Annotated in this window: 11 protein-coding genes; 3 read left to right on the top strand and 8 right to left on the bottom strand. The window is 54.5% G+C overall.

Annotated elements, in window-relative coordinates:
- Positions 1-25: 25 nt before the first annotated feature.
- The 7 genes from rffG to trxA form a co-directional block, all read right to left on the bottom strand.
- Positions 26-1,093: a dTDP-glucose 4,6-dehydratase gene (rffG, locus tag ACNT1W_RS02995; RefSeq protein WP_419246401.1), complete on the bottom strand. Its 1,068-nt coding sequence runs from the start codon at positions 1,091-1,093 to the stop codon at positions 26-28.
- Positions 1,090-2,352: a UDP-N-acetyl-D-mannosamine dehydrogenase gene (wecC, locus tag ACNT1W_RS02990; RefSeq protein WP_261099611.1), complete on the bottom strand. Its 1,263-nt coding sequence runs from the start codon at positions 2,350-2,352 to the stop codon at positions 1,090-1,092. Before wecC ends, rffG begins: the two co-directional genes overlap by 4 nt.
- A complete protein-coding gene (gene wecB, locus ACNT1W_RS02985; RefSeq protein WP_115183450.1) occupies positions 2,349-3,479 on the bottom strand; it encodes a non-hydrolyzing UDP-N-acetylglucosamine 2-epimerase in 1,131 nt (376 codons plus the stop codon). Before wecB ends, wecC begins: the two co-directional genes overlap by 4 nt.
- 84 nt (positions 3,480-3,563) lie before the next feature.
- Positions 3,564-4,616, bottom strand: a complete 1,053-nt coding sequence (wzzE, locus tag ACNT1W_RS02980; protein WP_012004633.1) for an ECA polysaccharide chain length modulation protein — start codon at positions 4,614-4,616, stop codon at positions 3,564-3,566.
- 20 nt (positions 4,617-4,636) lie between these two features.
- On the bottom strand, positions 4,637-5,734 hold the full coding sequence (wecA, locus tag ACNT1W_RS02975) for a UDP-N-acetylglucosamine--undecaprenyl-phosphate N-acetylglucosaminephosphotransferase (RefSeq protein WP_112349379.1): 1,098 nt from the start codon (positions 5,732-5,734) through the stop codon (positions 4,637-4,639).
- Between the two features lie 313 nt (positions 5,735-6,047).
- A complete protein-coding gene (rho, locus tag ACNT1W_RS02970) occupies positions 6,048-7,307 on the bottom strand; it encodes a transcription termination factor Rho (RefSeq protein WP_004950874.1) in 1,260 nt (419 codons plus the stop codon).
- A gap of 578 nt (positions 7,308-7,885) precedes the next feature.
- Positions 7,886-8,212: a thioredoxin TrxA gene (trxA, locus tag ACNT1W_RS02965; RefSeq protein ID WP_012004631.1), complete on the bottom strand. Its 327-nt coding sequence runs from the start codon at positions 8,210-8,212 to the stop codon at positions 7,886-7,888.
- 117 nt (positions 8,213-8,329) lie between these two features.
- Here trxA and rhlB point away from each other — a divergent pair, with 117 nt between their 5' ends.
- Positions 8,330-9,616, top strand: coding sequence for an ATP-dependent RNA helicase RhlB (gene rhlB / locus ACNT1W_RS02960; protein ID WP_012004630.1), 1,287 nt, complete (start codon positions 8,330-8,332; stop codon positions 9,614-9,616).
- Positions 9,617-9,622: 6 nt separating this feature from the next.
- Entirely contained in the window at positions 9,623-11,119 is a 1,497-nt protein-coding gene (gene ppx / locus ACNT1W_RS02955) for an exopolyphosphatase (RefSeq protein ID WP_017891253.1), read from the top strand.
- Between the two features lie 182 nt (positions 11,120-11,301).
- On the opposite strand, the gene rep is transcribed toward ppx, so the two are convergent.
- Positions 11,302-13,326, bottom strand: a complete 2,025-nt coding sequence (gene rep, locus ACNT1W_RS02950; RefSeq protein ID WP_012004628.1) for a DNA helicase Rep — start codon at positions 13,324-13,326, stop codon at positions 11,302-11,304.
- Between the two features lie 109 nt (positions 13,327-13,435).
- Here rep and ppiC point away from each other — a divergent pair, with 109 nt between their 5' ends.
- Positions 13,436-13,717 (top strand): peptidylprolyl isomerase PpiC, encoded by a 282-nt coding sequence (ppiC, locus tag ACNT1W_RS02945; RefSeq protein WP_017891252.1) that lies wholly within the window; start codon positions 13,436-13,438, stop codon positions 13,715-13,717.
- Positions 13,718-13,731 lie beyond the last annotated feature (14 nt).

Here is a 13,731-nt window from a genome sequence, read left to right as displayed (position 1 = left end):
CGCTTAAGCGGTGGCCTCGCTAAATTTAGTCGGATAAACCTAAACGTTCACCGGTATAGGAACCGTCCTGAACGCGACGCCACCAGGTTTCATTGTTCAGATACCAGGAAACCGTTTTGCGGATGCCGCTTTCAAAGGTTTCCTGCGGGCGCCAGCCCAGCTCCCGGTCAATCTTTCCGGCATCGATCGCGTAGCGCATATCATGGCCCGGACGATCCTTGACGTAGGTAATCAGGTCGCGGTATTTCTCCACGCCCTGTGGTTTGTTCGGCGCCAACTCTTCAAGCAGGTCGCAGATGGTCTGTACCACTTCAATATTCTTACGCTCGTTGTGGCCGCCAATATTGTAGGTTTCACCTACCACACCTTCGGTAACCACCTGGTACAACGCGCGAGCGTGGTCTTCGACATACAGCCAATCACGCACCTGCGCCCCGTTGCCATACACCGGCAAGGGTTTACCAGCAACGGCATTGAGGATCACCAACGGGATCAGTTTCTCCGGGAAGTGATAGGGGCCGTAGTTATTGGAACAGTTGGTGACCAGGGTCGGCAGGCCATAAGTACGCAGCCAGGCGCGGACCAGATGGTCGCTGGAAGCCTTGGAAGCCGAATATGGGCTGCTTGGCGAGTAAGGCGTGGTTTCGGTAAACAGATCGTCCGTACCGTGCAGATCGCCATACACTTCGTCGGTGGAAATGTGGTGGAAACGGAAGCTTTGCTTCTTTGCCGCGTCCAGCGGCTGCCAATAATGGCGGGCCGCCTCCAGCATGGTATAAGTGCCTACCACATTGGTTTCAATAAAGGCCGCCGGGCCGTCGATCGAACGATCGACATGGCTTTCCGCCGCCAGGTGCATGATCACGTCCGGCTGATACTCGGCAAACACCCGATCCAACGCCGCGCGATCGCAGATATCCACCTGTTCAAACGAATAACGAGGATTATCGGCAACCACCGAAAGCGACTCCAGATTGCCCGCGTAGGTGAGCTTATCCAGCACCAGGACACTGTCCTGCGTGGCTTCGATAATATGCCTCACGACTGCGGAGCCAATAAAGCCGGCGCCTCCAGTGACTAAAATACGTTTCAACGCCAAACCCCTTTGGTATCCACGATCCAGGACTGCGTAATTTCTTCCGGCTTGATCGCCTTGAATTGCTTATGATCGACCAGCATCACGATCACATCCGCCTGCTGCAGCGCTTCTGGCAACTCTTTCAGCGTCACGTGGCCTACCAACGATTTCGGCAACTGTTCCACGTTCGGCTCAACGACCAGCGTTTCTCCCACGTGCCAATCGGCAATCAGATGGGCCACTTCCACCGCCGGACTTTCACGCAGATCGTCGATATTTGGCTTGAAGGCCAGGCCGAAACAGGCAATTTTCACTTCTGAAGCGCGCTTGTCGGTCGCCGCCAGACAGTCGGCAACGGCCGCTTTCACGCGATCCACTACCCACAAAGGTTTTCCGTCATTCACCAGACGCGCAGTATGAATCAAACGTGCCTGCTGCGGGTTTTGCGACACGATAAACCAAGGGTCGACCGCGATGCAGTGGCCACCGACGCCAGGGCCTGGCTGCAGGATATTCACCCGCGGATGGCGGTTGGCCAAGCGAATAAGCTCCCAGACATTGATGCCCTGATCGGCGCAAATCAACGACAGTTCGTTGGCAAAGGCGATGTTCACATCACGGAAGCTATTTTCGGTGAGTTTGCACATCTCTGCAGTACGTGAATTGGTAATGACACACTCGCCTTCGAGGAAAATCTTGTACAACGCGCTGGCGCGCTCCGAACATTTTGGCGTCATGCCGCCAATAACGCGGTCGTTCTGAATCAGCTCAACCATCACCTGCCCTGGCAGAACGCGCTCTGGGCAATAAGCGATATTCACATCAGCGGCTTCACCCGCCTGCTGCGGGAAGCTGAGATCGCTGCGCGCCTCGGCCAGCCACTGCGCCATCTGCTCGGTGGCGCCGACCGGAGAGGTGGATTCCAGGATAACAAGATCGCCCTTTTTGAGCACCGGTGCCAGAGATTTGGCCGCAGCTTCTACATAGGCCAGATCCGGCTCATGGTCACCTTTAAACGGCGTTGGCACCGCAATCAGGAAAGCATCTGCCGCCAGGGGTTTGGTCACCGCCTGCAGGTAGCCGCCGTCGACCGCGTCTTTCACCACTTTATCCAGATCGGGTTCAACGATGTGGATCGCGCCGCGATTAATGGTATCCACCGCATGTTGGTTAACATCTACGCCCACCACTTTTTTCTTGCGGGAGGCAAACGCCGCCGCCGTTGGCAGACCGATGTAACCCAGGCCGATAACCGAAATAGTGTTAAAACTCATAGTGTCACCTGATGATTCTTCAAAGCTTCGAGAATACGCTGGCAGGCATGCCCGTCACCGTAAGGGTTATGCGCCCGGCTCATGGCGTGATATTCGTCTTCGTCCGTCAGCAACTGGGTAACCGCATCAACAATTTTGGCTACGTCGGTTCCCACCAGACGCACCGTACCCGAATCGACCGCTTCCGGCCGTTCGGTGGTATCGCGCATCACCAGCACCGGTTTGCCCAATGACGGCGCCTCTTCCTGAATACCGCCAGAGTCGGTCAGGATCATATAAGCGTTGGCCATCAGGTACACAAAGGGCAAGTAATCCTGCGGGTCGATCAGGATGATGTTATCGATCCCTTTCAGAATGCGGTTGACCGGCTCGCTAACGTTGGGATTGAGATGCACCGGGTACACCACCTGCACATCGGGATGAGTGCGGGCAATTTCTGCCAGCGCGCTGCAAATCCGCTCAAACCCGCCGCCAAAACTTTCACGACGGTGGCCGGTCACCAGGATCAATTTTTTGTCGGCATCCAGGAACGGGTAGCGTTGTGCCAGGCTGTCATGCAATGCAGCATCACCCATCACCCGATCTCGTACCCAGAACAATGCATCAATCACCGTGTTGCCGGTGACGAAGATATGATCGTCCGGTAACAATTCACGCAACAGGTTCTGACGCGAGTTTTCCGTCGGGGCAAAATGATACATCGCCAGATGGCCGGTCAGCTTGCGGTTAGCCTCTTCCGGCCATGGGGAGTAAAGGTCGCCGGTGCGCAGACCCGCCTCTACGTGCCCAACCGGGATACGCTGGTAAAACGCCGCCAAACTGGTCGCCAGCGTGGTGGTGGTATCACCATGAACCAGCACCACGTCCGGTTTGAATTCTTCAAGAACGCCTTTCAGGCCTTCCAGAATACGGCAGGTGATCTCACTCAATCCCTGGCCGGGCTTCATGATGTTCAGGTCGTAATCAGGCACTATCTCAAATAACCGCAATACCTGATCCAACATCTCACGATGCTGTGCCGTAACGCAGACTCTTGATTCAAAGGCTTCATCCTGAGCCAGGGCATGTACCAGCGGGGCCATTTTGATGGCTTCAGGTCTGGTGCCGAAAACAGTCAACACTTTCACAGCGAATCTCTTATTGTCGGTTAACCGCAGGCGTACCTGCGAATTGGGCGCTTATGCGCCCTTCAGCGAATTATTATATTATTTTTAATTACGCGGCCGACGCACCAGGGCAACACCTGCGCCAACCAAAGCACCCATCGCGCCCCACATGATCAACCAGAATATCCGCCGTGGGCTATCACGTTTTACCGGTTCTTCCGGGGTCCGCAAATAGCGGTAAGTCTGAAACTTCTCGTCCAACGTCGGGCCGACGTTTAATGTCGACAGCATCGCACGATTTTGATCGTAATCGAGATCGAAGGTTGGCCCTGAAGCCTGTAGCCCTTCCAAACGCGCCTGCAGCATAGGTTTACCCAGCAGGAACAGGTCGGAGTCCGGCAGTTGCTCTGTCGGCGTATCGGTCTGAGTCCGGCTGATACCCTGCGTCTCGGCAATCTTCAGTGCCTGTTGAATGGTATTCAATTCACGCTTATACACTGCCGCCGCCACCGCTTCCTGACGCTTGACCTGCGCCTTCATCGAGGTGGTACGGGCCGCCCAGGCACCCTGGATCTCTTCGTTCAAATGCTGCGCAGCGCGGTGACTGGCGAACGCCACATATTGACGCAACAGACGGTTGGCATCCGCCGCCGTTTCCGCCGTCAGCTTCACGCCGTCGTTCGGCACTTTTTTATCATCACGCGGTGTGAACTGAATATTGTTAATCAGTTCGTCGAGCAATGCCGCATCGGCAGCTGCATCGCCTTCCTGGCGCTGCTTGTAATAATCGCTCTGCAGCCAGAAATCGCGACGCGTATCGTAGGCCGCCAACTGCATAATGAATTCATTATAGGCTTCGTCAGCAATGCCGGGTTGATCGGTGCTGGCGGCCGGCATGGTCCGCACGTCCAGATTACGCAGGAATTGTTGCTGGGAATAATATCCCCCCAACGCATTCACTGTTGGCCGATCGGTAATCGCCGTCGCACTCCACTCCTGTTTCACCAGGTAGGAAACCATCAGCGCTACCACGGCGAATAACACCGCAATACCGATAATCCATGGCTTACCACGCCACAGGGTGCAGCACAGGCCGCGGATATCGAGTTCGTTATCCACCGCCGGGATATTCTTGTCAGACCTTGTTTCTGGATTCATCACTGCCCAAAAGCCTCTGGTTAAGATACTTGCTTATTGCCGTTCGAACGCCGCAGACGACGCTTGATACGCTTAATGTAACGTGCAACACGCCAGGCGCGTTTAATGCAGTAGCCGTACAAGAAGAAGGCAAGCAAGAATAATGCCAACATCACCCATTCAGGGATAAAAGTAAGGCGTTCGCCAAGCACGCCGATAGCCGCCAGCAAGGCTGCCGCCAGGGTAATCAACACGAAAGCCTGCCGTGGCGTAAAGCCTGCGCGCATAATCAAATGGTGAATGTGTTGGCGGTCTGGAGAGAAAGGGCTCATCCCTTTGCGTAAACGGCGGTACATGATCGCAATCATGTCCATCAGCGGGATGGCAATAATCCACAACGCGGTAACCGGATTGATGGAGTGAGCTTTGCCCTGCGAACTTTGCACCAATAGCCAAATGGCGGTGAAACCGATCAGCGTGCTACCGGCATCCCCCATAAACACTTTATACCGGCGGCCAAGAATGCCGAGGTTAAGCAGAATATAAGGAACGATGGCGGCAATCATTGCGAAGCACCAGAAGGCCAGGTCAGAATGACCGCTCAGGTACAACAACACGCCCAGCGCACCGAAAGACACGCACGACAGCCCACCCAGCAGGCCATCAATACCGTCAACCATGTTAAAAGCGTTGATGGCTGCCCAAACGGCAAACAGCGTAACCAGGTAGCCAAACGGCCCCAGCAGCATTTCCCAATCGCCCAGCACATGACCCAAACTGCGCAGGTAAAGCCCAGCGAAAACCATCATCGCGATGCCGACCAGTGCCTGAACCAGCGCACGAATTTTCACGCTGATATCGAAACGATCGTCAAGAGCACCAACGAACACTAATATCCCCGCGCAAGCGAGGTAGAGTTTGCCATGCGCAATCGTTTGGTCAGAGATAAGAAAGGCGAAGCACAGCCCGGCATAAACAGAAATACCTCCGACCAGAGGGATCAGCCCCTGATGGCGTTTACGGTAATTAGGTTTATCAACCAGACCAATACGTTTTGCTGCTTTACGGGCAACAAAGAGAAAAGCCAAAGAAAACAGGAAAACAAATAGAATTTCAGTACTCATAGTGAGTAAGTTCACAGTTAACAAGATCTCTGTAGAAGATAAGGCAGCTTAACACGGGCGACAGGTTGCGCCATGGTATCCCGCTACCTTTCAGTCATTTCCTATGACGACAGCCATTCATTCTTATTCCACCGTGTTTGCCCGCTGTTTCGGCAGTAACAATGCGCGAACGACGAAACGCCGACCGCAAATAAGATGAATTCTCAGTAAGTCACGAAAATAACTTACGTTTCCATTTCTGTTACTTATCGTATCTTCCAAAAGCAAAAAACGCCACGACTAGGCGTGGCGTTCTTGGAATATTTACTCAATTATGAGCGCATCGTCATTATGAGCGCTTCATCATATCGAAGAATTCATCGTTGGTCTTGGTCATGGCCAACTTGTTAATGAGGAATTCCATCGCATCAATCTCACCCATTGGGTGAATGATTTTACGCAGGATCCACATTTTCTGCAGTTCTTCAGAGGTGGTGAGTAATTCTTCTTTACGGGTACCAGAGCGGTTGTAATCGATAGCAGGGAATACGCGCTTCTCGGCGATTTTACGCGCCAGATGCAATTCCATGTTGCCGGTACCTTTAAACTCTTCGTAGATAACTTCGTCCATTTTCGACCCGGTATCGACCAGCGCGGTAGCGATGATGGTCAGGCTGCCGCCTTCCTCAACGTTACGTGCCGCACCGAAGAAACGCTTGGGACGATGCAGGGCGTTGGCATCCACACCACCGGTCAACACTTTACCGGAAGCCGGTACCACGGTGTTGTAGGCACGCGCCAGACGAGTGATGGAGTCAAGCAGGATGATCACGTCTTTCTTGTGCTCAACCAGACGCTTGGCCTTCTCAATCACCATTTCTGCAACCTGAACGTGGCGAGATGCCGGCTCGTCAAAGGTAGAAGCGATAACTTCACCCTTCACCAGACGCTGCATCTCGGTCACTTCTTCCGGACGTTCGTCGATCAGCAGGACCATCAGCACGCAGTCTGGATGGTTGTAAGCGATGCTCTGCGCAATGTTCTGCAGCAGCATGGTTTTACCGGCTTTTGGCGGAGCAACAATCAGACCACGCTGACCACGACCAATCGGCGAAGCCAGGTCCAGCACGCGTGCTGTCAGGTCTTCGGTTGAGCCGTTGCCGCGTTCCATCCGCAGACGGGAGTTGGCATGCAGTGGGGTCAGGTTTTCGAACAGGATCTTGCTACGGGCGTTTTCCGGTTTGTCGTAGTTAACTTCGTTAACTTTCAACAGGGCAAAGTAGCGCTCGCCTTCTTTTGGCGGACGAATCTTACCGGAAACGGAGTCACCTGTACGGAGGTTAAAACGGCGGATTTGGCTAGGGGATACGTAGATGTCGTCGGGGCCTGCAAGGTAGGAACTGTCTCCAGAACGGAGGAAACCAAATCCATCCTGCAATATCTCCAACACGCCATCGCCGAAGATATCTTCTCCACTTTTCGCATGTTGCTTAAGGATAGAGAAGATAATGTCCTGCTTGCGCATGCGGGCAAGGTTTTCCAGCCCCATATTTTCGCCGAGAGTAATCAGCTCAGAAACCGGCGTATTCTTTAATTCGGTAAGATTCATAGTGGTGGGTTCTTAAACTCGGGGTATGTCTCGAACTTACATCGTGAATGGTATGGCAGCGGGATATCTCTTCCGGCTTTCTGGTGGTTGCGTTGGCTTCCCTTGTTCATCCCAAAACTTAGCGAACTAAGCTGCGGAGACGCATTCGGTTGCCGACTGGCCACGCCTTGAAATCCATTGGATATTCGTGCCTGTTTACTGGACGTTCGATCACCGGGCGCTGAGCCGTCACGGTAAGAAATGGCTTACAGAGGACGCGCGCAATGACGGTTTAAGATCGAAGGTACCTTAAAATTGATTTTGCAAAACCTTTTGATTGCTAAAACGCGGGCTGAGTTCATTTTTTCTTTCAACGCCAGCGGTTCAACACAGAGTAAAGCTTTAGATTTAGACTCTTTAGATTTAAAACTTCGGGCAAGTTCTATATGCAGTATGGTTAAACTTAACACGCTTCTGGGCAGGCGTCTAGCGGTGAATTGAACATCCCCGCCAGACGCCTGTATATCCCCGTTGTCTCTCACGCAGCAGCGTTTTTAGCCGCCGCATCACATCCATTGGGCATAGGGCTTCCCGCCCGATTACAGATTCGCGTTAAGGAAATCTTTGAGCTGACCTTTGGACAGCGCACCAACCTTGGTCGCGGCCACTTCACCGTTCTTGAACAGCAACAGCGTAGGGATACCACGGATACCGTACTTGGGTGCGGTTGCCGGGTTCTGGTCGATATTCAGCTTGGTGATGGTCAGCTTGCCTTCGAACTCTTCGGCAATCTCATCCAGAATCGGAGCAATCATCTTGCACGGCCCACACCATTCAGCCCAGAAATCGACCAGGATTGGCCCTTCAGCTTTCAGCACGTCGGTGTCGAAGCTGCCGTCAGTCAGGTGAATAATTTTATCGCTCATGTTCTACTCCAAAGGATTGTGTCTACCTTGTTGGTGTAGCATTAACCAACCTAAGGTGACTTTATTTCACCGGATACGCTTTCGTAAAGCAATAGTTAGCTGATATTCTACCACACTATGAGCAAAACACACTTGACCGAACAGAAGTTTTCCGACTTCGCCCTGCACCCGTTAGTCCTTGAAGCCCTTGAAAAGAAAGGGTTTCAACATTGCACGCCTATCCAGGCGTTAGCATTGCCGCTCACGCTCTCTGGGCGTGACGTTGCAGGTCAGGCGCAAACCGGTACCGGAAAGACGTTGGCATTTTTAACGTCTACTTTTCACTATTTGCTTTCTCACCCGGCGAAACAGGATCGCAAGATCAACCAGCCGCGCGCCTTGATCATGGCGCCAACGCGTGAACTCGCGGTGCAGATCCACTCCGATGCGGAAGCCCTGTCCCAGTCCACCGGCCTGAAAATGGGTCTGGCGTACGGCGGCGATGGCTACGACAAACAGCTGAAAGTGCTGGAAAGCGGCGTGGATATCCTGGTGGGAACTACCGGTCGTTTAATTGATTACGCCAAACAGAACTATATCGATCTGGGCGCGATCCAGGTTGTGGTGCTGGATGAAGCCGACCGCATGTACGATCTGGGCTTTATCAAAGACATTCGCTGGTTGTTCCGCCGCATGCCTGCGGTCGATCAACGCCTGAACATGCTGTTCTCTGCCACCCTTTCCTATCGCGTACGCGAGCTGGCTTTCGAGCAGATGAACAACGCTGAATATGTTGAAGTGGAACCGGAACAGAAAACCGGCCACCGCATTAAAGAAGAATTGTTCTACCCGTCCAACGAAGAAAAAATGCGTCTGCTGCAGACGTTGATCGAAGAAGAGTGGCCTGACCGCTGCATCATCTTCGCCAACACCAAGCACCGCTGTGAAGACGTTTGGGGCCATCTGGCTGCCGATGGTCACCGCGTAGGCCTGTTGACCGGCGATGTGGCGCAGAAAAAACGCCTGCGTATTCTCGATGACTTCACCAAGGGCAACCTCGATATTCTGGTCGCCACCGACGTCGCTGCCCGCGGCCTGCATATTCCGTTGGTTACCCACGTCTTCAACTACGACTTGCCTGACGACTGCGAAGACTACGTTCACCGTATCGGTCGTACCGGCCGTGCCGGCGAAAGCGGTCATTCCATCAGCCTGGCTTGCGAAGAGTACGCGCTCAACCTGCCGGCGATCGAAACCTATACCGGTCACAGCATTCCGGTGAGCAAGTACAACAGTGATGCGTTATTGAGTGACCTGCCTGCGCCGAAACGCCTGGCACGCCCACGCGGCGGCAACGGCCCACGCCGTAACTCCGCGCCACGTCGTGGCGGTGCGCCACGCAATAACCGTAAACGTTCAGGCTGATAGACCATGCTCAGTTCCAGCGCACTTTATGCCGCTATCGACCTTGGCTCCAACAGCTTCCACATGTTGGTGGTGCGCGAGGTGGCCGGCAGTATTCAGACTTTGGCGCGCATCAAGCGCAAGGTGCGTCTGGCTGCCGGGCTGGATCAAAACAATCTCCTGTCGCATGAAGCCATGCAGCGCGGCTGGCAATGCCTGAAGTTGTTCTCCGAACGCCTGCAGGACATTCCACGCGCACAGATCCGAGTGGTCGCCACGGCTACGCTGCGTCTGGCATCCAATGCCGATGAGTTTCTGCAAACCGCAGAGCAAATTCTCGGCTGCCCGATCCAGGTGATCAGCGGTGAAGAAGAAGCACGGCTGATCTACCACGGCGTTGCCCATACTACCGGCGGCCCGGATCAGCGTTTAGTGGTCGATATCGGCGGCGGTAGCACCGAGCTGGTTACCGGTACCGGCGCACAGGCGGCTCAGCTGTACAGCCTGTCGATGGGTTGTGTCACCTGGCTGGAGCGGTTCTTCAGCGATCGTAATCTGGGGCTGGAGAATTTCGAGCGGGCCGAACAGGCTGCACGTGAAATGGTGCGTCCCATCGCGCCACAGCTGCGTCAGCACGGTTGGCAAGTCTGCGTTGGTGCTTCCGGCACCGTCCAGGCGCTGCAGGAAATCATGGTGGCACAGGGCATGGATGAACGCATCACCCTGTCCAAACTGCGCCAATTGAAACAGCGTGCCATTCAGTGCGGCAAGCTGGAAGAGTTGGAAATTGAAGGGCTGACGCTGGAGCGGGCTCTGGTGTTCCCAAGCGGGCTGTCGATCCTGCTGGCGATTTTCCAGGAGCTGGGCATCGAAAGCATGATGCTGGCCGGCGGCGCACTGCGCGAAGGACTGGTCTACGGCATGTTGCATCTGCCGGTCGAACAGGACATCCGCAGCCGTACCATTCGCAACCTGCAACGACGTTATCTGTTGGATACCGAGCAAGCCGAGCGCGTCAGCCAACTGGCCGCCAACTTCTCGCAGCAGGTGAGCAATGAATGGCAATTGGATGCGCGATGTCGCGAGTTATTGCACAGCGCCTGTCTGATCCACGAAATCGGCCTAAGCGTTGATTTCAAACAGGCGCCGCAACACGCAGCCTACCTGATCCGCCATCTGGATTTACCCGGTTTCACCCCGGCGCAGAAAAAACTGCTGGCCACCCTGCTGCAAAACCAGAGCAACACTATCGATCTGCCACTGCTGAGCCAGCAAAACGCCCTGCCGCCGCGTACGGCGCAACGTTTATGCCGGATTTTACGCCTGGCCATCATCTTCGCCAGCCGTCGCCGCGACGATACGCTGCCGGCGGTACGCCTGCGTGCCAATAATGATGATGAGCTGACGGTGATCCTGCCGCCAGGTTGGCTGGAACAGCACCCGCTACGGGCGGAGGCGCTGGATCAGGAAAGTCATTGGCAAAGCTATGTTCATTGGCCGTTGATACTGGAAGAACAACGTTGATATGACAAGGGCGCGAATAGCACCCTTGAGTTTGATGACAAAGTTGTCTTTGAATCCGAGATACCCGGGCCTAGCGCACCGAGGGGCGCTCCGGCGGGCAAGCCGCTACGACCCCTTCGGCACGCTCTCCCTAATAACGGGCTTTGTCAGTAGTCTGAAGGGCGCCAATAGCGCCCTTAATTTTAACTTCCGCCTTTAGCCTTGGCCAACTGGGCGCGAATATTCGCCAGATGGCTCTGCCCTTTTTGCATCCGTTCTTGCGGGCTCACCACCTTACGTTCACTTTCCCACGCCAGGTCATCCTGCGGCAGCTCCAGCAAGAAACGACTGGGTTCCGGCCGCACCAGTTCGCCATATTGGCGACGTTCGCGACACAGGGTGAAAATCAGCTCTTTTTGGGCGCGAGTGATCCCCACATAGGCCAAACGCCGCTCTTCATCGACGTTATCCTCGTCAATGCTGCTCTGATGCGGCAATAACCCCTCCTCCATCCCCACCAGGAAGACATAGGGGAACTCCAGCCCTTTGGAAGCATGCAGCGTCATCAACTGAACCTGATCCAGTTCCTCGTCGCTTTCGCCGCGTTCCATCATGTCGCGCAGGGTAAAGCGCGTTACCACCTGGGTCAGTGTCATTGGCTCGTCCAGCTCGCTGCCTTCGAGCATTTCCGTCATCCAGCCGAACAGGGTATTGACGTTTTTCATGCGCATTTCGGCGGCTTTCGGGCTGGGTGAAGTTTCAAACAGCCAACTTTCGTAATCTACGCCGCGGATCAGATCGCGCACCGCGGCTATCGGTTCACGCTCCGCCAACTGAGCAATCCCGTCCAGCCAGTGAGTGAAGCGTTGCAGCGACTCTAACCCACGACCGGTCAGGTGCTGACTCAGGCCGAGATCGAAACTGGCGCGGAACAGGCTTTTGTTACGTTGATTGGCCCACTCACCCAGTTTTTGCAGCGTTGCCGGGCCAATCTCACGCTTTGGCGTGTTAACGATGCGCAGAAATGCGCTGTCATCATCCTGGTTAGTCAGAACACGCAGGTAGGCCAGCAGATCCTTGATTTCCGGCCGCGAGAAAAACGAAGTGCCACCGGAAATTTTGTAAGGGATGCGGTTTTGCATCAGCATTTTTTCAAACAGCCGTGACTGATGGTTACCACGATAAAGGATCGCATAATCGCCGTAGTTGGTTTTCTTCACGAAGTGATGAGCAATCAGCTCCCCCACGACGCGCTCGGCCTCATGATCCTCATTATTGGCGGTCACCACCTTCAGCTCTTCGCCGTAACCCAGCTCGGAAAACAGCCGTTTTTCAAACACGTGCGGGTTGTTGGCGATCAGGATATTCGCCGCCTTCAGGATACGCTCGCTGGAGCGGTAGTTCTGCTCCAGCTTAATCACCTGCAGTGCCGGAAAGTCTTCCTTCAACAGCACCAGGTTCTGTGGACGCGCACCACGCCAGGAGTAAATCGACTGATCGTCGTCACCCACCACGGTGAAACGCGCGCGGTTACCCACCAGCAGTTTCACCAGTTCGTACTGACTGGTGTTGGTGTCCTGATATTCATCCACCAACAGATAACGAATACGGTTCTGCCAGCGTTCGCGCACTTCTTCATTGCGCTGCAGCAGCAGAGTCGGCAGCAGGATTAAATCGTCAAAATCCAGTACGTTACAGGCACGCATATGCGCGTGATACAGGCCGTAGCAATGCGCGAACAGCTTGTCGCGTTCTGAACGCGCCAGCTCCATCGCCTTCTGGGGATCGACCAGATCATTCTTCCAGTTGGAGATGGTGGAAATCAGCTGCGCTACCAGCGTCTTGTCATTCTCCAGCCATTTCTCGGTCAGTTCTTTCAACAGCGCCAGCTGATCCTGATCGTCGAAAAGTGAGAAGTTGGACTTCATCCCCAGCGCGACATATTCACGTTTGATGATTTCCAGCCCCAGCGTGTGGAAAGTGGAAATCATCAGTCCGCGTGCTTCTTTGCGCCCCATGGTTTGCGCCACACGCTCTTTCATCTCACGCGCCGCCTTATTGGTAAAGGTCACGGCGGCGATGTGCCGCGCCTGATAACCACAGTTGTGGATCAGGTGAGCGATTTTGTTGGTGATGACGCGCGTCTTGCCGGAACCGGCACCGGCCAGCACCAGACAGGGCCCGGTAACGAATTCGACGGCTTGTTGTTGGCTGGGATTTAATCGCATGGCGCTTTATTGCTCGACTTTATAACGTAGGAGGGGATTGTAGCAGAAAGCGTCGATGAGATTTAACGGGTATAATCAGCGCAATTTCTGTATCGATAAAGGCAATACCATGGCAAAGACGGCGTGCGCCCTGCACATTCTGGTAGATAACGAAAAACTGGCCGATGAACTGCTGGCCAAGCTTAAACGCGGCGTCAGCTTTGACACCCTGGCGCGCAAATACTCAACTTGCCCATCAAAACGCAATGGCGGCTCTTTGGGCGAGTTCAACAAGGGCACCATGGTGGCCGCCTTCGATAAAGCGGTGTTCAGCATTCCGCTGCTCAAGCCCTACGGCCCGGTCAAAACCCAGTTCGGCTACCACATCATCAAAGTGCTGTATCGCAGCTGATTGAGGGGGCAAGC

This window comes from Serratia sp. NFX21, from assembly GCF_048517035.1.
In the GTDB taxonomy this organism is placed as follows: Bacteria; Pseudomonadota; Gammaproteobacteria; order Enterobacterales; family Enterobacteriaceae; genus Serratia; species Serratia quinivorans.
The sequence above is the reverse complement of the archived record's forward strand: the minus strand, read 5'-3'. Positions and strand labels throughout refer to the sequence as shown.

Coding starts and splice junctions, on each gene's coding strand:
- wecC (WP_261099611.1), bottom strand. CDS start 2,352: ATGAGTTTTAACACTATTTCGGTTATCGGCCTGGGTTACATCGGTCTG.
- wzzE (WP_012004633.1), bottom strand. CDS start 4,616: ATGAATCCAGAAACAAGGTCTGACAAGAATATCCCGGCGGTGGATAAC.
- rho (WP_004950874.1), bottom strand. CDS start 7,307: ATGAATCTTACCGAATTAAAGAATACGCCGGTTTCTGAGCTGATTACT.
- trxA (WP_012004631.1), bottom strand. CDS start 8,212: ATGAGCGATAAAATTATTCACCTGACTGACGGCAGCTTCGACACCGAC.
- rhlB (WP_012004630.1), top strand. CDS start 8,330: ATGAGCAAAACACACTTGACCGAACAGAAGTTTTCCGACTTCGCCCTG.
- ppx (WP_017891253.1), top strand. CDS start 9,623: ATGCTCAGTTCCAGCGCACTTTATGCCGCTATCGACCTTGGCTCCAAC.
- rep (WP_012004628.1), bottom strand. CDS start 13,326: ATGCGATTAAATCCCAGCCAACAACAAGCCGTCGAATTCGTTACCGGG.
- ppiC (WP_017891252.1), top strand. CDS start 13,436: ATGGCAAAGACGGCGTGCGCCCTGCACATTCTGGTAGATAACGAAAAA.